This window comes from Devosia polycyclovorans (assembly GCF_042181575.1).
In the GTDB taxonomy this organism is placed as follows: domain Bacteria; phylum Pseudomonadota; class Alphaproteobacteria; order Rhizobiales; family Devosiaceae; genus Devosia; species Devosia polycyclovorans.
On the sequence record NZ_CP170084.1, the window covers coordinates 12,099 to 30,313 of the forward strand.

Genomic DNA, 18,215 nt, shown 5'->3' on the forward strand with positions numbered 1-18,215 from the left:
AGAGAGCCGGTTGCAACGCGAAGTTCTCCGGACCGCCGGGGAGCCACCCGATGGCGAGGGGGCGAGGTACTGAAGAAGGTGGTCAACCCATCATCCCTGAGGTCGGGAGCATCGGCATCGATAGCGTGCGTCACCCACAAGAAGCTGCCGAACGTTCCAGTGAGACCATAGCGCCCATCGGGCATCAAACCTAGGATGATAGTTCGACTTGACCCCGCGGTAAGTTGTAGTTGAGCTTAACTCTCAAAGCACTCAAGAAAACTGTATGCATCGCTTGAGCGTTGTTCAAGTTGCTGATCCGCAATACAGCGACAGTCAGTTCGATGGCAGTGCTGAAGCCCGGGCCTGGCAAAAGGCATCGCCGCTGAGAAAATTCATCAGTTGGCTCGACACTTATCGAGCCTTGACCTTCCCACTGGTAAAGGCCTTACTTTCGGGTTTCCAATCGCCTGGAGGGTTGACCATGGATGTAGCGCGCGCCAATTCCGGAATGACCAGGGACCCAGTCTGCGGCATGGTAGTAAAGCCCGATGGCACCAGCTTCAGTCATGAAAACAATGGCCATCTCTACCACTTTTGCTCCGAGAGCTGCCGGTCCCGCTTCGCCGCCTCCCCCGGCGACTTTATAGAGGCCGTCGATCCTGTCTGCGGCATGGCGGTTGATCGGGCGACCGCCAAACACTTGTCCTCACATGCAGACGAAAACTTCTACTTTTGCTCGGCTCGCTGCAAAGAGAAGTTCGAGGCGGCACCGGAGACTTACCTAAAGGGCAAGCCCACGCCAGAACCAATGCCAGCTGGCACCACCTATACGTGTCCTATGCATCCTCAGATCGAGCAGGTGGGGCCAGGTGACTGCCCCATCTGCGGGATGGCACTTGAGCCAAAAGGCGTTCCGCGGGGTGACGAGGGCCCGAACCCAGAACTTGTCGACTTCTCCCGCAGGTTCTGGGTTGGTGTTGTCCTGACCATTCCGGTTCTCCTTTTGGCGATGGGCGGCTATGTCGGCATCCCGGTTCGCACCTGGGCCGGAGAACGACTTTCGCACTGGCTGGAACTTATTCTGGCCACCCCGGTCATCTTGTGGGCGGGGTGGCCATTCCTTGTGCGGGGGTGGAAAAGCTTCCGCAGCCTGAACCTCAACATGTTTAGCTTGATCGCCATAGGTACGTTTGCGGCGTGGGCGTTCAGCACCGTCGCGGTCATTGCACCAGGCCTCTTCCCCAGCGGATTCCGCGATGCGGAGGGTAATGTCGGCATTTACTTCGAGGCCGGTTCGGTCATCGTCGTTCTCGTCCTCCTAGGGCAAATTCTGGAGCTGCGAGCGCGCGAAAGGACTGGCTCTGCGATCCGCGCACTGCTCGATCTCGCGGCCAAGAGCGCTCGCGTGATCCGCGAGGGCGGAGCCGAGGAGGAAGTGCCGCTAGAAGAAGTGGCGATTGGCGATCGAGTCCGGGTGCGCCCAGGCGAGAAAGTGCCGGTTGACGGCGAGGTCGTGGAAGGGCGGTCGTCGGTGGACGAGTCGATGCTGACGGGCGAACCAGTGCCGGTAGAGAAAATCGCAGGCGACCGTGTCATCGGAGCAACGATCAACGGAACTGGCAGTCTCATCATAGAGGCCAAGCGCGTGGGCAAGGACACGATGCTGGCGCAGATTGTCGAGATGGTGGCGGCTGCGCAGAGATCGCGCGCGCCAATCCAGAAGCTTGCCGACAGTGTGGCCGGCTACTTTGTACCGGCGGTGATTGCGATTGCGGTTTTGTCGTTTCTAGCTTGGTCCATTTGGGGTCCGTCTCCCGCGCTGGCCTATGCACTTGTCTCAGCCATTGCAGTTCTCATCATTGCCTGCCCCTGTGCGCTTGGACTTGCAACGCCAATGTCGATAATGACGGCGACGGGGCGCGGCGCCCAAGCGGGGGTGCTGATCAAAAATGCCGAAGCGTTAGAAGCATTTGAAAAAATAGACACGCTGATCATGGACAAGACCGGGACGCTCACGGTCGGAAAACCGGAACTTTCCGCCGTGCTGCCCGAGAGCGGGCATGACGAATCCGAAGTTCTACGCCTCGCAGCGAGCCTGGAGCGGGGCTCAGAACACCCATTGGCAGAGGCCATCGTCCGGGGTGCCGAGGGACAAGGCCTCACCCTCGCCAAAGCCAGTGAGTTTGAGGCGGTCACTGGGATGGGTGTGAAAGGCGTAGTGGACCGCAAGGCGGTCGCATTGGGCAATACAAAAATGTTGGCGGAGCTCGGGATAGAGGCGCCTCTTGCAGCCGAGACAGCGAACGCCCGCCGCGACCGGGGAGAGACCGTCATGTTCGTCGTCGTCGATGGACGGGTCGCGGGTCTGGTGAGCGTTGCGGACCCGGTCAAGGAAACGACGCCGGCCGCGCTCAAGGCACTGCATGAGCTCGGATTTCGAATTATCATGGCGACGGGCGACAACGAGCGGACGGCTCGGGCTGTTGCCGGTCGTCTCGGCATCGATGAGATACGCGCCGACGTACTGCCTGAGGACAAGGCGCGGATTATCCGAGATTTACAAGCAGAAGGGCGCAAAGTGGCCATGGCCGGGGATGGCGTGAACGATGCGCCGGCACTGGCACAGGCCGACGTAGGCATCGCCATGGGAACCGGAGCCGACGTCGCGATCGAGAGCGCCGGCTTCACCCTGGTCAAGGGCGATCTTGGCGGAATCGTGAGGGCGCGACGCCTATCGCTCGCCACGATGCGCAATATCCGCCAGAACCTGTTCTTTGCGATGGTGTACAACACCGCCGGTGTTCCCATCGCAGCAGGGCTGCTCTATCCGTTCTTCGGGCTGCTGATCTCGCCGATGTTCGCTGCCGCAGCCATGAGCCTGTCGTCCGTCTCGGTCATTGGCAATGCGCTCAGGCTGCGGGCCTTACGGCTTTGATTAAGGCCTCATCGCCAACTGATCCGAGCGAATCGCCACCTCTGCGGGCTTTAAAACATAGCTGGCCGCATAGGTCGGTCTGGGCATCCAGTTTATAGCGACTGACCCGGTTTTTGATTATGGGCATCATTGTTACAGCAATGAATGGCAAAGGTTTGCATAGCGGAAATATGCATCACGCACCTGCCGCTGGCGTGCTACCAGATCAATTCCAGCCATGCCCTGAGAGCCGGCCCAACATCTTAATTTCACGCCTCCTAGTATGCAGAGGACAGATAAGAGCAGACGGTCGGTGCCGCTTGCGCGCAGCGGCCGGCAAGGGAAGCTGCGCCGCGGCCTGACATCACGGGTACCCGTCACTTTCGCCGGCCTGCCGGCCGCGCCCTTGCCCGCCTTGCTCTTCGCGGCGTCCGGTTCCCGCTCAGGAAAATCCCGGGCGGAATCGAAGAGAAGGGAGCGCGACGAGGCGCGGGCAAGAATGGAAAAAGCAGAACTCGAAGAGCTGAAAGCCAAGGTGCCGTGCGCCGCCGTGCTGGAACGTGCGGGCTTCGCCCTCGACGTCAAAGAGAGCACGCGCAAGGCTATGAAGTATCGCCGCAACGCGGCGATCATCATCGTCATCCACAACGGCAAGGGCTGGTTCGACCCGCTCTCGGACGGCAAGGGGGACGTCTTCCGTCTTGTCGAACATCTTGAGGGCGTGCCCTTCATAGATGCCATGAAAGTGGTCGCCGGGCTTGTGGGATACGTCTCCGGGTCACCTTTATGGGATCGACAGTCGCGTAAGCGAAAGCCCGATCTCTCGGTTCCAGAACGCTGGCAGGCCCGTCGCAATCCGTGGCGCGGATCAGCCACCTGGCGTTATCTCACCGAGGTTCGCTGCATCGCCGAACCGGTTCTTCGAGACGTGATCGCGGCAGGCTCGTTGCGCGAGGGCCCGCGTGGCAGCATGTGGGCGGCGCATAGAGATGTCGACGGCATCGTCACCGGGTGGGAGGAGCGGGGTCCGGACTGGCGTGGCTTTGCCACCGGCGGCGCCAAGGTGCTGTTCCGACTTGGCCACCGCGATGCGCTCCGCCTCTGCGTCACCGAGGCGGCGATCGACGCCATGAGTCTCGCGGCAATCGAGGGTTTTCGCTCCGACACCCTTTATCTCAGCACCAGCGGCGGCTGGTCGCCGGCCACGGCCGCGGCAATCCGTGCGCTCACCATCCGGCCCGGGATCCAGCTCGTCGCCGCCACAGACAACAACAAGCAGGGCGACGTTTATGCCGAGAGGCTTCTCGCCCTCGCCGGAGAGGTCGGCTGCAGCGCCGAGCGGTTGCGTCCCCTGGCGGACGACTGGAACGGCGATCTGAAAGTGAGGGGGGAGGCAGGAGGAATGGAGGAGGAAGGCCGAGTGCCGCATGCCCGCCGACCGCGTCAAGGGTGAAGCTGCGCCCGGCTGCGCCGGCCCTTGACCCGCTCGAACGGAGAGGCGGCCGCGGGGGAGGGGTCCGGAAGGGCTGAAGATGATGGTGATCCGCAAGGGATGAACCGCGCTCCGGCCCGCAAGTGGCCAGGAGCTCCCCATGACCGTTCAATCCTCCATCCGCAAAATCTACTTCGGCGTCGCTGATCGCCGGCAAATGTTCCGCCTGTTCGACCGCCATACGCAGCGGCCCAATCGCTGGGAGAATGACGATAGCGCGCTGTTTGCCGGCGAGTGGTTCGAGATCGCGCGCGCCGAATACGACTATATGCTCGACATCCTGCCGCCGCTCTGGATGCGCGGGGAGATGTTCGCCATGCGCGAATTCCTCACCGGCTCGGTGACCAGCGTCTTCTACACGCTGCGCATCGACGGCAAGCCCCGCTACTTTCATGCCTACTGCGACCTGGCGCAGGCTCGTTCCCCGGTCGAGATGCGCGACGCCATCGTTGAGCGCGAGTCCTGGCCGGTGAAGGCCATGACACATGACGAGCGCCTCGAGCATGTCTGGAGCGCCACGCACGACGAGTATCGTGGCTATGCCGGTGACCGGTTCTTAGCCCAGCATCGCGGCAAGCGGACCATTCTCGTTTATGGCCTCGGCCGGACCGAGCTCAAGCTGCTCGACGATCTCACCGATGAGGAGATCGCGGCAAAGCTGCCGGTGCATTTGTGGCATCTCCCCACCCGCGTAACAGCGTGAGGTGTGAGCGATGTTCACATTTCCCATTCTGGCCGTGCGCAAGGTCGTCGAGCGCGGCATTACCGATGCCGCCGCCCATGGCGGCTTCCGCAATCCCTACTACGGCATGCGTCCGGGCCAGGGCGAGAGACCCGGCATCTGGCTGGTCGGCGACGAGGGCGTCTACATCATGTCCAACGGCAAGCTTGCCGAGGGGCAGAAGGCTCTCGTCATCTATGCCGAGCAGTGCCATCCCAAGGGCGATATCGACTGGTGGGATTACAAGCGCCGCCACTTCGGCGCCGATGACGGTATCGAGTTCATCGACGCTGAGCGGCTGATCCCGCTCTTTGACCGCAACATGCGGGCGACCCACCTCAATATGCAGCTCACCGAGAGCGAAATCGCTCTCTCGCTGCTCACCCGCTGACCTCTTCCTAATCCGCGCCGCCGACCCTCGACCGACTTTCTTCGGCCGAGGGATGACGCGCGCCTTTGCTCAAGGAGACCTCCCATGTCCCACGACCCCTTCACCCTCGACCTGTTCGGCAATACCTCACTTTCGTCCGGGCTCGGCCTGGGCGTTACCGCCTTCGGCAGCCTTTTCGACGACGACCGCGTCACCGAGGATGCGCCGAGCAGAGAAGGTGCCGCCGCGCCGGCACCAATGTCGCCTAATGGCCATTCGCCCTCTTCTACATACCGCCCGACACCAGACTCCACGGCTCGCGGCCAGAACTTCTTTCTCGAAAGCGATCGCGGCCTGGCCAAAGGCTGGAAGCAGCGCGCCCGCGATAATCTCGACGCCATCCAGCTCGCCGCGAAGATCGAGACCGAAAACCGCCCGGCCACGCCCGAGGAACAGGGCCGGCTTATCCGCTTCACCGGCTTTGGGGCCTCAGACCTCGCCAATTCCGTGTTCAGGCGTCCGGGTGTCACCGCATTCCGGGACGGCTGGGACCAGATCGGGGCCGACCTCCAGGATGCAGTGTCGAGCGGGGACTATGCATCGCTGGCGCGTTGCACCCAGTATGCCCATTTCACGCCCGAATTCATCGTCCGGGCGATGTGGTCCGGCCTCATGCGGCTCGGCTGGCGTGGGGGCAGGGTGCTCGAACCCGGCATTGGCACGGGCATTTTCCCCGCGCTGATGCCGCTGGAATTGCGCGACCAGGTGCATGTCACCGGCATCGAGATCGATCCCGTCACCGCGCGCATCGCCCGGCTGCTGCAGCCGCAGGCCCGCATCGTCAATGCCGACTTCGCCCGCGCCGGCCTGCCGACCATCTTCGATCTCGCCATCGGTAACCCGCCCTTTTCCGATCGCAGGGTCCGCTCTGATCGCGCCTATCGCTCGATGGGACTGCGCTTGCATGACTATTTTATCGCCCGTTCGATCGACCTGCTGAAGCCAGGTGGCCTCGCGGCCTTCGTGACGAGCGCGGGCACCATGGACAAGGCGGATGCTTCGGCGCGCGCGCATATCGCCAGGTCCGCCGATCTCGTCGCCGCCATCCGTTTGCCCGAGGGCTGCTTCCGCGCGGATGCCGGCACAGACGTCGTGGTCGACATTCTCTTTTTCCGCAAGCGTCGGACCGGTGAGCTGGCGAGCGATATGGCCTGGATCGATGTCGATGAAGTCCGCCCGGCCAATGGCGACGACGGCTCGATCCGCGTGAACCGCTGGTTCGCGCGTCACCCAGATCTTGTACTTGGCGCGCATGCCGTCACGTCGGGACCATTCGGCGAGACCTACACCTGCCTGCCGCGGCCTGGCGTTGGCCTTGAAGACGCCCTCGCGATGGCGATCTCCCATCTGCCGGAGACCATCTATGATGGCGAGCCCGATGCGATCGACCTCGATGCCGATCACGGCGCCCCTATCGATGACCGCGGAGACCCGAGCCCGGCCATCCGCGAGGGCAGCTACTTCATCGCCTCAAACTCGGCGCTGATGCAGATGGTGGACGGGGTTCCCGTGACCATCACCGTGCGCAAGGGGCGCAACGCCGAGGGTGTCCCCGACAAACATGCCCGCATCATCCGCAAGTTGATCCCGATCCGTGACGCGGTGCGCGACGTGCTCAAGGCCCAGGAGCTCGACCTGCCGTGGAAGCCGGCGCAGGTCAAGCTGCGCATCGCCTGGTCGAATTTCGTACGCGCCTTCGGTCCGATCAACACCACAATCGTCTCGACCAGCGACGATCCCGAAACCGGCGAGGTGCGCGAGACGCATCGCCGGCCGAACCTCGCCCCGTTCCTCGACGACCCCGATTGCTGGCTGGTCGCTTCGATCGAGGATTATGACGTCGAGACAGACACTGCGCGCCCCGGGCCGATCTTCACCGAGAGGGTCATCGCGCCGCCCTCGGCGCCGATCATCAACTCGGCTGCCGATGCCCTGGCAGTCGTGCTCAACGAGCGCGGCCATGTCGATATCGATCACATCGCCGAGCTGCTGCATGTCGATCCCGAGATCGTCATCGCCGATTTGGGCGGCGCCATCTTCCGCGATCCGGAGACCGGCGCGTGGCAAACCGATGACGCCTATCTCTCCGGCCAAGTCCGCGACAAGCTCAAGGCTGCCGAGGCCGCCGCGGCGCTCGATCCCGCCTTCGAGCGCAACGTCCGGGCGCTTATTGCGGTCCAACCCGCCGATCTCGGCCCCTCCGACATCACGGCGCGGCTCGGCGCGCCCTGGATCCCGGCCGCCGATGTGGTCGCCTTCGTCAAGGAGAGCATGGGCGCCGAGATCCGCATCCGTCACATGCCGGAACTGGCGTCGTCGACGGTCGAAGCCCGGCAGCTGGGCTACATGGCGGCCGGCACCTCCGAATGGGGCACCGACCGCCGGCATGCCGGCGAGCTCATCGCCGATGCGCTCAACAGCCGCGTGCCGCAGATCTTCGATACGGTGAAGGACGGCGACAGCGAGCGGCGCGTGCTCAATGTCGTCGATACCGAGGCAGCCAAGGAGAAGCTGACCAAGATCAAAGCCACCTTCCAGACCTGGATCTGGTCCGATCCCGACCGCACCGACCGGCTGGCTCGGGTCTACAACGACCGCTTCAACAATATCGCCCCGCGAAAATTCAATGGGGACCACCTGCGACTTCCGGGCGCCTCTGGCGCCTTTTCTCTTTATGGGCACCAGAAGCGCGGCATCTGGCGCATCATCTCGGCGGGGGCCACCTACCTCGCCCATGCCGTCGGCGCCGGCAAGACCATGACCATGGCGGCCGCCGTCATGGAGCAGCGCCGGCTGGGCCTAATCGCCAAGGCGATGCTCGTCGTGCCCGGCCATTGCCTGGCGCAGGCGGCGCGCGAATTCCTGGTGCTCTATCCGACCGCCCGCATCCTCGTTGCCGACGGGACGAATTTCACCAAGGACAAGCGGCACCGGTTCCTGTCGCGCGCGGCCACGGCTACCTGGGACGCCATCATCATCACCCACTCGGCGTTCCGTTTCATCAGCGTGCCCTCGGCCTTCGAGCAGCAGATGATCAGGCAAGAGCTCGAACTCTACGAGACGCTGCTCACCAAGGTCGAGAGCGATGATCGTGTCTCGCGCAAACGCCTCGAGCGCCTGAAGGAGGGGCTCAAGGAGCGCCTGGAGTTGCTTGCGACGCGCAAGGACGATCTGCTCACCATCTCGGAAATCGGCATCAACCAGATCATCGTCGACGAGGCGCAGGAGTTCAGAAAGCTCTCATTCGCCACCAACATGGCGACGCTCAAGGGCATCGACCCCAACGGCTCGCAACGCGCCTGGGACCTCTATGTGAAGTCCCGCTTCGTCGAGACGAAGAATCCGGGGCGGGCATTGGTGCTGGCCTCGGGAACGCCGATCACCAATACGCTGGGCGAGATGTTCTCCGTGCAGCGCTATCTCGGCTATGCGGCGCTCTTTGAGCGCGGCCTGCACGAGTTCGATGCCTGGGCCTCGACCTTCGGCGACGTCACCACCGAACTCGAGCTGCAACCCAACGGCAAATACAAGCCGGTCACCCGCTTCGCCACCTTCGTCAACGTCCCTGAGCTCATCGCCATGTTCCGCACCTTCGCGGACGTCGTGATGCCCGAGGATTTACGCGAATATGTAAAGGTGCCGGCCCTGTCGACCGGCACGCGACAGATCAGGACGTCGCGTCCTTCGGCCGCCTTCAAGCGCTACCAGGTCTTGCTCGATGCGCGTATCAAGGCAATCGAACAGCGCGACCGTCCGCCCGAGCCAGGCGACGATATCCTGCTGTCGGTGATAACCGATGGCCGCCATGCCGCGATCGACCTGCGTCTGGTCGATCCCGACAACGAAAACGAGCCCGACAACAAGCTCAACGACCTCGTCGGCAATGCTCTGCGCATCTGGCGAGAGACGACTGAAAGTGCCTATGTCCGTACCGACGGCAAGCCGTTCGAGCTGACCGGCGCCGCGCAGATGATCTTCTCCGATCTCGGCACGATCAATGTCGAGAAGACGCGGGGCTTCTCGGCCTATCGCTGGATACGCGACGAGCTGGTGCGGCTCGGCGTGCCGGCATCCGAGATCGCCTTCATGCAGGACTACAAGAAGTCCGAAGCCAAGCAGCGACTCTTCGGTGATGTGCGCGCGGGAAAAGTCCGCTTCCTCATCGGCTCCTCCGATACGATGGGCACCGGCGTCAATGCCCAGCTCCGCCTCAAGGCTCTGCACCATCTGGACGTCCCGTGGCTCCCCTCGCAGATCGAGCAGCGCGAAGGGCGCATCCTGCGGCAGGGCAACCAGCACCAAGTCGTCGACATCTTCGCCTATGCCACTGAGGGCTCGATGGACGCACAAATGTGGCAGAACAACGAGCGCAAGGCCCGGTTCATCGCCGCCGCTCTGTCGGGGGACACCTCGGTTCGCCGGCTCGAGGATCTCGGCGAGGGGCAGGCCAACCAGTTCGCCATGGCCAAGGCCATTGCCTCGGGAGATCCGCGCCTGATGCAGAAAGCCGGCCTCGAAGCCGATATCGCCCGGCTCGAACGTCTCCGCGCTGCCCATCAGGACGACCAGTTCGCCATCCGCCGGCAGGTCCGCGATGCCGAGCGCGACATCGAATATTCGGCCCGTCGCATCGCCGAGATCGGCGGGGACCTCGCGCGACTCGTACCGACCGCTGGCGATGCTTTCCGAATGAGCGTTGGCAAGCAGACTTTCACCGAGCGCAAGCTCGCCGGCCGTGCCCTCATGACGGAAATCCTGACCCTTGTGCAGCTCCAGTATGATGGCGATCTGGTAATTGCCAGCATCGGGGGCTTTGACCTCGCCTATTCCGGCGAGCGCTTCGGCAAGGACGGCTATCGCTACGCCGCCATGCTCAAGCGCACCGGCGTCGAGACCGAGATCGAGCTGACGGTCACCACAATGCCGCTGAGTGCGATCACAAGACTTGAGCATGTCCTTGCCAACCTGGGCCAAGAGCGGCAGCAGCTGCACAAGCGTCTCGCCGACGCCGAGCGGCGCCTAGAGGCATACCGCTCACGCGAGGGTGGCGGCTTCAGTTTTGCCGAAGAGCTTGCAGCCAAGCGCCGTCAACTCAGCGAAATCGAAGCCTCGCTGGCCGCCTGCGACGAGACTGGCTCCGCTATTGCGTAAAGACCAGGCCACGCCGCTCCAGCCAGTCTTCGAGCTCGGCTTTTATGGCCTCAATCTGCCGAATTTCCGCCTCGCTGGCGCCAGCGGCATGGTTTCTCAGCCAGCTCTGGCAGCCAAACAACATGGTCGAAATCGTGGCCGACTGGTCGAAGCTCTCAACACCCCCAAAATATTGCTCGACCTGCTCATGCCAGCGAAGAATGGCTGCCGCATGGTTTTTCGACATAAGGAGTGTCCAGACAAACTTTGGTTATTAAGGCGAGGCGCGATTTGAATTCCGGGCGTCCGCCCGGAGCGGGGCGGACGCCCAGCGTAGCGGGTGGTGGAGGTTTCCTCACCTAGGGGGACTGTCAGGTCAGGCATGACTTGAGCCACCTGCCGAAAAGACTGTGGCACCACACCGTGATTTGCACCATTCCTTTTCGATCACGGACCGGTGAGCTTGCCATTAGGCGGCCCGCTGTCGCGTCGGGGCATGTTCAACGCGATTGCGGCCAAGCCGTTTGGCCGCATAGAGCGCTCTATCGGCAGAGGCAAAACCATCCTGAAATAAGCTTGGCGCCTGCAAAGTCGCAACCCCGATGCTGATGGTCACTTGGAGAGGCGTGACGCCAAAAAGGGTGCCACTATTTTCAAGGGATTTTCGGAAAGTCATGGCTAGCAACTGCGCCGCGGTCTCGTCCAACTCGACGATAGCCACAAATTCCTCTCCGCCCAGTCGTGCCGCGCAACCTTGCGCCCCAACATGATGCTTTATCAACTTGGCGGTAGCGCGCAGCACCGCATCGCCGAAAGCATGGCCATAGCGGTCGTTGATATCCTTGAAATGATCGAGGTCCATGGCAAGAAGGCTGATCGGACGATCTGGAGCGGCTTCGGCCAATATCCGGTCGGCAATACGCTCAAACGATCGCCGGTTGGCCAGGCCCGTAAGAGCGTCACTGCGGGCTTCGGCAAAGAGCTGCGTTTCGCGGCGGAGGTGGCGGCGCTCCCGTTCGATGAAACTACCCAAAACCAAGGCCAAGGCGACATTTGTCCCAAGGATCAAGGCCATATTGCCTGACATGGCCGTGATCTGTTCCAAGGTCAGAAACGAGGGACGGCGAGCAGCGTCAGTGAGGCTCCCGCCGCCAGCGCAGCAAGGCAGGGCAGCCTTGCCTGGCGCTGTCCCAGGAGCTTTCGCCACACTAGCCCCACGAGGACCGCTACCGGGATCCCGAGCATGGCAGCAAAAATGCCGTGTCCACCATTTGCGAAACGAAACACGAGAGCCTGGATCATCGTCACAATGTTTGCGGGCACCCCGGCAAAGGCCGCAGAGAAGGCCACGAAAATGGCCCGGGCGTCGACGCGATAGCAAGGCAAGACTTCGACGGATGCGTGCATGTCTACGACGGCCCCGGTTCCGAACAGTAGGCCCTGTAACAAGGACTGTGCTGTCTGCCCAAGCTTCAGCCGCTCAATCTGCCCAAAGCAGATGGCGACCAGTGCCATGGTCCCGCAGCCATTCAGCAGGGTGAAGATGAGCTCAATGTTCATTGGACGTCGCGCCCTGATGCAATTGGGCACAAACGGCGATGTGACGGTCAAGATCGCGAAGTTCGGACCGCGAGAGGCTCCGCTCCAACTGGTCCAACTCGCGGGCGGCTCTTAAACCCTGTTCGCCGGAAAAGGTGGCCGCATAGCGCAAGAATTCGAGCTTGTCCACGTCTGCCTGGGTGAAGATCATCATAACCAGCATTAGTTTCTGGAGAAGTAATAATCACAGAAGCCCTTCAGCTTTTGTTATTGCAGTGAGCAAAAGCCGGAACGTCCAAGGAGGAGGAGAAAGAGGAACAAGGCTGCTCGCGCAGCGAGCGAACCGCCGATGCTGACGCTCAATCGCGCCCGTCGCGATCCCGGCCCGTCATCCTGCGCAGGGCTGAAAGAGCCCCGCTTGTCCAGCCGGTCAGGGATGCTCGGGCGCAATTGCACCGGCTCGCCCGCTCCGCGGCCCTGGGAGATGTCTTCGGAAAGAAGACGGTAAAGGACCGGCCAAAGGCCGTCTGCAACCCAAGAGGAGCATCCCCATGGAAATAAAGCTGATTGATCCGCGCGCGCTAATCGACAATCCCGACAAGGTGCGCAGGAGCAAGTCCAGTCCGCAGTCGGACGCGCTGCTGCTGGCCACTATCCGGGCCGTCGGCATCGTCCAACCCCCCGTGGTCGCGCCGCAGGCCGATGGCGGCAACGGCTTCATCATCCAGCACGGCCATCGCCGTGTGAAGCAGGCGATTGCCGCCGGGCTCGAGGAAATTGCCGTCATCGCCGACGTGGCCGCAGATGATGGCGGCGCCATGCGCTCGATGATCGAGAACACCGCGCGCGAAAACCTCAATCCCGTCGATCAATGGCGCGCTGTCGAACGGCTCGTCGCGCTCGGCTGGACCGAGGAGGCGATCGGGATCGCGCTCGCCCAGCCTGTGCGGCAGATCAAGAAGCTGCGCCTGCTCGCCAATGTGCTGCCCGCGATGCTCGATCACATGGCCAAGGGCGACATGCCCGACGAGCGGCAGCTCCGCACCATCGCCGGGACCTCGCTCGACGAGCAGAAGGAGGTCTGGAAAGCCAATAAGCCCCCCAAGGGAGATCCACAGGTTTCGTGGTGGAGCGTTGCCAATGCGTTGGCCAAGACGCGCATGTATGCGCGGGACGCCAGCTTCGGCGACGATCTGCGCGAGGCCTATGGCATTGCCTGGGTCGAGGACCTGTTCGCGCCTGCCGACCAGGACAGCCGCTACACCACGGACATCGACGCCTTCCTCGGCGCGCAGCAGGAATGGATGACGCAGAACCTGCCCAAGAAGGGCGTCATCGCCGAGGTCAGCAATTATGGCGAGGTCAAGCTCCCGGCCAAGGCAAGCCAAGTCTATGGCACGCCCAAGAAGTCGGACCACACGGCTATGTATCTCGACCGTGAGGGCAAGGTGAAAACCATCCACTTCCGCATGCCCGAGGCCAGGAAGGCGGCGACCACCGAAAATGCCGGTGGAGAGGACGCGTCGCTCGTGATCGCCAAGCCGCGGCCGGACGTCACGCGCAGAGGTATCGAAATGATCGGCGACCTGCGAACCGACGCCCTGCACGAGGCGCTGTCGCGGGCGCCGATTGAGGACGGCACGCTGCTCGCGCTGCTGGTTCTCGCCTTTGCCGGTCAGAACGTGCGCGTCGATTCCGGTGCGGGTGGCGACTTCCGCTACGGCACGCGCTTGGGCCGGCACGCCGCGGCGCTGTTCGACGAGAAGGGTGAGTTCGCCTTCGACACGGACACGCTGCGTATCGCCGCGCGGGGCGTGCTGGTCGACGTGCTCTCGTGCCGCGAGGGCATGAGCAAGTCGGGCATCGTGTCGCTCGTCGCCGGCGCGGCCATCGGCGCCGACGGCTTCCTCGCCAATATGGGCACGGAGGACTTCCTTTCCTGCCTGTCGCGGCCGGCGCTCGAAGGCTCGAGCGTCGATACGCCGGTGCTGCCGCGCGCGCGGGTCAAGGACACCCGCGCCGCGCTCGTCGAGCATTTCAAGGAGGGGCATTTTGTCCATCCGGCGGCGCGCTTTGCCCCAGACGCTGGCAGTCTCTCCGAGTGGATCTGCAAGAACGCTATTGCCGGTGAAGAAAGAGACGACGCCACCATCGAGCAGGACGATGTGAACCGGGGTGCACCGGTCGACCCGGTCAACGAACACCTTGACCAAGGCGAGCTCTCGGAAGGCTACCGCGAGGCCGCCGAGTAATCTCACCTTTCTTTCGATCGCATTGCCGCCGCCGGTCCGCCCGGCGGCGGATTCGTTTTCAGCATCAGCAGATGGAGGACAAGGATGTCCGCACATATGATCTTCGAACATGCGCCGATCGGCGCCACCATTGGCTGGTCCGATGGAAGCCCACGCCCGCCGGAGCGGCATCGCCGCAAGCTCGACGCCTGGAAGACCAACAACGGCCAGGGGCGGCTCATCCGCAAGCAGGGCCCCCGCGGCGTCGGGTTTTTCGATTCGCATGCAAGTTTCACACTGCACGAGGTCGACTATGGCGCCGGCGGCGTCATCGCCATCCGCGTCCACCGGACTTTTGCGCTCGGCTCCCGGCTGCGCTTCACCATCGTCGAATGTCCGGCCATCGGCTCGATCCGAATTTTCGACCGGGCCGGCGACGATGCAGAGCTTGTGCATCTCGCGCCGCATCGCACTGCCGCCGAGCAGTGGTTGTCGGAGCACGGCTACCCCAATGCCGTGCTCAATGAGGTCACGGCCGACGAGGTGGCGGCCGATGTTGTCGAGGGGAGGGCAGCGGCATGACCCAGCCCCTTCACTGTTCCCCCCTGGACGAAACCGCAGATGCGACGGGGGCATCGTTCGGTCGCAGCGCCGACGGTATGCTGGTCGCGCTTGTCGGCGACAATACCTATGCCATGGCGCCCGGTCCCGATGGTGGGCACTATTTCGTCGCCGCCTGGCGAATTGCGCGGCCGATGGCGCAATGGTGTCGCACCGACTTCTACGGTCATGGCGATGACCTCGCCGATGAAAGCGCCTTTCGTGCCAAGGTGCTCGAGCAAGCCGAGCACCATCGGGAGAAGCGGGCCCTCGGCCGCCGCGAAAGTTCCGGTGGCACGCACACGCCTTGGGGACGTTCGCAAGGTGGCACGGTCTATGCCGAAGGCATCGTCTCACACGCGACGGCGGGGCATGGCGGCTTCAAGCTCTCGGACGAGCGCAACCGCAAGGTGTTCTGGATGCTGCGGGACGAAAGTGGCTGGTATGAAGAGGATGTGTGCTGGGCGATAGTCGCGATCACCTTCCCGCACCTTTTCACCACGCTCGAGCGACGCCACGCTGAGGAAACGGTCAAGAACTCCTGGCCAGATGCCTGGGAGACAGTCTTTGGCATGGTGTTGGAGCCGGGCGAATTCCGCACCAAGGATCGGCGGGCATTCGAGGCCGAACACGCCGCCGACTGGATCGTCGTTTCAGCGATCACCTGCGAGCAACAGAAGGGCTTCATCGAGACCATCGCGACGCTTGGCGGCAAACGCGGCGCCGGCACGGAGGAACGCCGCTTTCTCGTCCCGGCTGATCAGTATGGCGTTGGTCGGTTCGGCTTCGTCATCGCCCCCGATCGGCACGCCACCTATGACGGTCCTTCCAGCTTCGCCGGCTGGCAGGGCAGGGGGGCGCCATGACTTTCGGCACCGACCATCGCCGCCAGCTCTCCCGCATGCAAGAGGCGCGTCGGCAAACGCACCGTCAGTTGGATATGCTCGACCGGCAGATCACCCGGCGGATGACGGCACTGATCCTGAGCCTACTTCCGCGACGGACGCATTATCGGCGGGGCAAGGCACCCGACCCCGGCGCGTTCCTTGCGAGTTATCGCGCCCAGCTTGCCGCCCTAACTGCGGACGCCAGCCGGAGATCGATGCCTTGTCGCGCAAGCTGGCGCGGCAGGACCGGGCGATCGCCATGTTTTTCCACTCCTGCCACGAAGACGCCGAAATAGGCAGGCGGGTATAGTCGCTGCCGTGCTCGGCCGTGACAGCCGAGAATGCCGAGGATCGCATCGGTAACTTGGAGCAGCGCCCGACCATGGTGGTCATGGTGGCGTAGATGCAGCGATTCCGATCGAGGCGTTGGCAGATGGTCACGATCACCTGTCCTTTCTGTTCCCATGTCGAAAGCGAGGCCCGTGCCGGTCCTCACTCGGGCTTCAGGCGGTCCTGAACCGGCGGCCGGTCGCTTCAAGGTCGCGTGCCGCGCCGCGGGGCGGCCGGATCAGACCATGCTTGGCATGACAGGTCCGCTGCCCGCGCGAGGGCCGAAGAGGCCCTGCTTGTCCGCAAACCTGCCACGCTCGCCTCGCTCCGCCCGGACCCTGAAACGCCCGTCGTTCCGCCGGTTCTGTCGGTTCGCGCCCGAGGGAGGGCCGGCACGGGCCGGTTCAAGCTTCGGGAACTTCAAAGAAAGGACATGCCATGACCAAGAAAGCCGCCAATTCTCGCCCCGGTGCACGCGTCGTTCCGCTCCGCAAGGGCACTACGCTGCAGATGGTCCGGCTCGCCTGCCCCGATACCGAGCAGTGCTCGCTCATTTCCGAAAGTTTTGGGCTGCCTATCCTCGACAGCGACGGCATCCGTGAGCTCCACCAAAAGCTCATCATCGACACCGCCGTGGCCCTCGGGGACGGACTTGGCGAGCGGGCCATGCAGATTCACATGCAGCGCATCGTTGGCTCTTATGTCGGTTCGGCCTACGGTGCCGGCCAGTTCTACAGCCGGGCTGTCTCGGAAGCCCGCGATGCCACGGCCAAGTCGGCCTGCGACGACCGGGACGAGGATGTCGGCAGTCCCGTCGGGTTCGACAGTGGCGCGCAGCGCAAACGAGAATTCGCCGCTGACATGGCGCTTCAGGCCCATGCGCTGCGCATGGCCGCCGAAGGCGCCGTCGCTGCCTACGAGCAGGTGGTCGGCGAGGCCTGGAAACCCTTTGAGCGTGCGGTCGAGAATCCCGGCCAGGCCCTTGATCGCAAGGCGGCCGACCTGCAGATGGCAGCGCTCGGATGAGTCTGCGGGGCGGGGATCCAGCCCCGCCCGTCTCCTCGGCCTTTTAATCGAATCACTGCGCATCCGCAGATCGGACCACGATCTACGTCGCGCCCGTCGACGTGCAGGCTCTCGATCTACTGCAGGGAGGTCTTCCGACGCTTCTCATCCTCACGGAAAAATTATTGGTCTTCTCGTGCGCGCTTTTATGGGTTGCGTGGCATGCAAACTGCGACGGAATCGTACTCGCTCCATGATGCCCGACATCGGCGCATGAAGTGACATTGGGGCCAGAGCTAATTATCGACTTGTGCAAATCCCATGGTCGAGCAATTCGGCGCCGCCGAATTATGCTGACTTTGGTGGCGTGACAGTGAACAAAGCGAAGGGTACCGCGCGCCACCCGCAGCCCGGGCGGGCCAACGGGCTTCGACAAGGCTTCCCAAAAGTCGGGGGACGCGCCCGACTTTGTCTTTAGTTCTGCCCCAAAGATTTGGCTCGTTTTCGACCATGGGGACAGTCACCGAAAGGATCTCCTATCAATGGGAAGGTCATTGCTGGAAGCGGGCAAAAAATGGGCCCGGTCGATAAAGCGCGATGTTGTTGCGCTGTCGCTCGCCGCGCGCGACCGGCGGACCCCGTGGGCCGCCAAAATCTTGGCCGGAATGGTGGCCGCCTACGCCCTGTCTCCGATCGATCTTATTCCCGACTTTGTCCCAATACTTGGCTATCTTGACGACGTACTGATCGTGCCCCTTGGCATCCTCATCGTCGTTCGGATGATCCCAGTGGACTTGATGGCGGAGTTGCGTGCGGAAGCGGCGCGACGCCAGAGGCCGGTCAGCCGGATCGGTCTGGTCGTCATTGTCCTCGTTTGGCTATTGCTCCTGGCTCTCATTGGCTGGTGGGTCGGATCGCGTTTCGCCATGGACTGAGCGGGTTTGCGCATGGCGC

14 protein-coding genes are annotated in these 18,215 nt (G+C 63.1%); 10 read left to right on the plus strand and 4 right to left on the minus strand.

Going from position 1 to position 18,215, the window contains the following annotated elements:
* Nucleotides 1–490: 490 nt before the first annotated feature.
* The 5 genes from ACE4RL_RS18365 to ACE4RL_RS18385 all read left to right on the plus strand — a co-directional run bounded on the left by ACE4RL_RS18365 (nucleotide 491) and on the right by ACE4RL_RS18385 (nucleotide 10,690).
* A complete protein-coding gene (locus ACE4RL_RS18365) occupies nucleotides 491–2,917 on the plus strand; it encodes a heavy metal translocating P-type ATPase (RefSeq protein WP_375600397.1) in 2,427 nt (808 codons plus the stop codon).
* A 478-nt stretch (nucleotides 2,918–3,395) separates the two neighbouring features.
* A complete protein-coding gene (locus ACE4RL_RS18370; RefSeq protein ID WP_375600369.1) occupies nucleotides 3,396–4,349 on the plus strand; it encodes a DUF3991 and toprim domain-containing protein in 954 nt (317 codons plus the stop codon).
* Between the two features lie 139 nt (nucleotides 4,350–4,488).
* Nucleotides 4,489–5,091 (plus strand): DUF1419 domain-containing protein, encoded by a 603-nt coding sequence (locus ACE4RL_RS18375; protein WP_375600370.1) that lies wholly within the window; start codon nucleotides 4,489–4,491, stop codon nucleotides 5,089–5,091.
* Between the two features lie 10 nt (nucleotides 5,092–5,101).
* Nucleotides 5,102–5,500: a DUF3085 domain-containing protein gene (locus ACE4RL_RS18380; RefSeq protein ID WP_375600371.1), complete on the plus strand. Its 399-nt coding sequence runs from the start codon at nucleotides 5,102–5,104 to the stop codon at nucleotides 5,498–5,500.
* 84 nt (nucleotides 5,501–5,584) lie between these two features.
* Complete coding sequence (locus tag ACE4RL_RS18385; RefSeq protein WP_375600372.1) at nucleotides 5,585–10,690, plus strand: N-6 DNA methylase; 5,106 nt, start codon at nucleotides 5,585–5,587, stop codon at nucleotides 10,688–10,690.
* On the opposite strand, the gene ACE4RL_RS18390 is transcribed toward ACE4RL_RS18385, so the two are convergent.
* The 4 genes from ACE4RL_RS18390 to ACE4RL_RS18405 all read right to left on the minus strand — a co-directional run bounded on the left by ACE4RL_RS18390 (nucleotide 10,680) and on the right by ACE4RL_RS18405 (nucleotide 12,431).
* Nucleotides 10,680–10,916, minus strand: a complete 237-nt coding sequence (locus ACE4RL_RS18390; protein ID WP_375600373.1) for a hypothetical protein — start codon at nucleotides 10,914–10,916, stop codon at nucleotides 10,680–10,682. The two genes, ACE4RL_RS18385 and ACE4RL_RS18390, sit on opposite strands and share 11 nt — an antisense overlap.
* A 222-nt stretch (nucleotides 10,917–11,138) precedes the next feature.
* Nucleotides 11,139–11,756, minus strand: a complete 618-nt coding sequence (locus ACE4RL_RS18395) for a GGDEF domain-containing protein (RefSeq protein ID WP_375600374.1) — start codon at nucleotides 11,754–11,756, stop codon at nucleotides 11,139–11,141.
* Between the two features lie 20 nt (nucleotides 11,757–11,776).
* Nucleotides 11,777–12,229, minus strand: coding sequence for a LytS/YhcK type 5TM receptor domain-containing protein (locus tag ACE4RL_RS18400; RefSeq protein WP_375600375.1), 453 nt, complete (start codon nucleotides 12,227–12,229; stop codon nucleotides 11,777–11,779).
* The gene (locus ACE4RL_RS18405; protein ID WP_375600376.1) at nucleotides 12,219–12,431 is read right to left on the minus strand and encodes a hypothetical protein; all 213 of its coding nucleotides are present in this window, start codon (nucleotides 12,429–12,431) and stop codon (nucleotides 12,219–12,221) included. Before ACE4RL_RS18405 ends, ACE4RL_RS18400 begins: the two co-directional genes overlap by 11 nt.
* A 328-nt stretch (nucleotides 12,432–12,759) precedes the next feature.
* Here ACE4RL_RS18405 and ACE4RL_RS18410 point away from each other — a divergent pair, with 328 nt between their 5' ends.
* The 5 genes from ACE4RL_RS18410 (at nucleotide 12,760) to ACE4RL_RS18430 (ending at nucleotide 18,196) form a co-directional block, all read left to right on the plus strand.
* Nucleotides 12,760–14,460 carry a ParB N-terminal domain-containing protein gene (locus ACE4RL_RS18410; protein WP_375600377.1) on the plus strand — a complete coding sequence of 567 codons (1,701 nt, stop codon included), beginning with the start codon at nucleotides 12,760–12,762 and terminating at the stop codon, nucleotides 14,458–14,460.
* Nucleotides 14,461–14,544: 84 nt separating this feature from the next.
* On the plus strand, nucleotides 14,545–15,021 hold the full coding sequence (locus ACE4RL_RS18415; protein WP_375600378.1) for a hypothetical protein: 477 nt from the start codon (nucleotides 14,545–14,547) through the stop codon (nucleotides 15,019–15,021).
* Complete coding sequence (locus ACE4RL_RS18420; RefSeq protein WP_375600379.1) at nucleotides 15,018–15,905, plus strand: DUF7007 domain-containing protein; 888 nt, start codon at nucleotides 15,018–15,020, stop codon at nucleotides 15,903–15,905. The genes ACE4RL_RS18415 and ACE4RL_RS18420 overlap by 4 nt, the downstream gene beginning before the upstream one ends.
* Before the next feature lie 789 nt (nucleotides 15,906–16,694).
* Nucleotides 16,695–17,282, plus strand: coding sequence for a hypothetical protein (locus tag ACE4RL_RS18425; RefSeq protein ID WP_375600380.1), 588 nt, complete (start codon nucleotides 16,695–16,697; stop codon nucleotides 17,280–17,282).
* A gap of 521 nt (nucleotides 17,283–17,803) precedes the next feature.
* The gene (locus ACE4RL_RS18430; protein ID WP_375600381.1) at nucleotides 17,804–18,196 is read left to right on the plus strand and encodes a YkvA family protein; all 393 of its coding nucleotides are present in this window, start codon (nucleotides 17,804–17,806) and stop codon (nucleotides 18,194–18,196) included.
* Nucleotides 18,197–18,215 lie beyond the last annotated feature (19 nt).

Excerpts from the sequence above, each read along its gene's own strand:
- ACE4RL_RS18365 (WP_375600397.1), top strand. The coding sequence starts at position 491 with ATGACCAGGGACCCAGTCTGCGGCATGGTAGTAAAGCCCGATGGCACC.
- ACE4RL_RS18370 (WP_375600369.1), top strand. The coding sequence starts at position 3,396 with ATGGAAAAAGCAGAACTCGAAGAGCTGAAAGCCAAGGTGCCGTGCGCC.
- ACE4RL_RS18375 (WP_375600370.1), top strand. The coding sequence starts at position 4,489 with ATGACCGTTCAATCCTCCATCCGCAAAATCTACTTCGGCGTCGCTGAT.
- ACE4RL_RS18380 (WP_375600371.1), top strand. The coding sequence starts at position 5,102 with ATGTTCACATTTCCCATTCTGGCCGTGCGCAAGGTCGTCGAGCGCGGC.
- ACE4RL_RS18385 (WP_375600372.1), top strand. The coding sequence starts at position 5,585 with ATGTCCCACGACCCCTTCACCCTCGACCTGTTCGGCAATACCTCACTT.
- ACE4RL_RS18390 (WP_375600373.1), bottom strand. The coding sequence starts at position 10,916 with ATGTCGAAAAACCATGCGGCAGCCATTCTTCGCTGGCATGAGCAGGTC.
- ACE4RL_RS18395 (WP_375600374.1), bottom strand. The coding sequence starts at position 11,756 with ATGTCAGGCAATATGGCCTTGATCCTTGGGACAAATGTCGCCTTGGCC.
- ACE4RL_RS18400 (WP_375600375.1), bottom strand. The coding sequence starts at position 12,229 with ATGAACATTGAGCTCATCTTCACCCTGCTGAATGGCTGCGGGACCATG.
- ACE4RL_RS18405 (WP_375600376.1), bottom strand. The coding sequence starts at position 12,431 with ATGCTGGTTATGATGATCTTCACCCAGGCAGACGTGGACAAGCTCGAA.
- ACE4RL_RS18410 (WP_375600377.1), top strand. The coding sequence starts at position 12,760 with ATGGAAATAAAGCTGATTGATCCGCGCGCGCTAATCGACAATCCCGAC.
- ACE4RL_RS18415 (WP_375600378.1), top strand. The coding sequence starts at position 14,545 with ATGTCCGCACATATGATCTTCGAACATGCGCCGATCGGCGCCACCATT.
- ACE4RL_RS18420 (WP_375600379.1), top strand. The coding sequence starts at position 15,018 with ATGACCCAGCCCCTTCACTGTTCCCCCCTGGACGAAACCGCAGATGCG.
- ACE4RL_RS18425 (WP_375600380.1), top strand. The coding sequence starts at position 16,695 with ATGACCAAGAAAGCCGCCAATTCTCGCCCCGGTGCACGCGTCGTTCCG.
- ACE4RL_RS18430 (WP_375600381.1), top strand. The coding sequence starts at position 17,804 with ATGGGAAGGTCATTGCTGGAAGCGGGCAAAAAATGGGCCCGGTCGATA.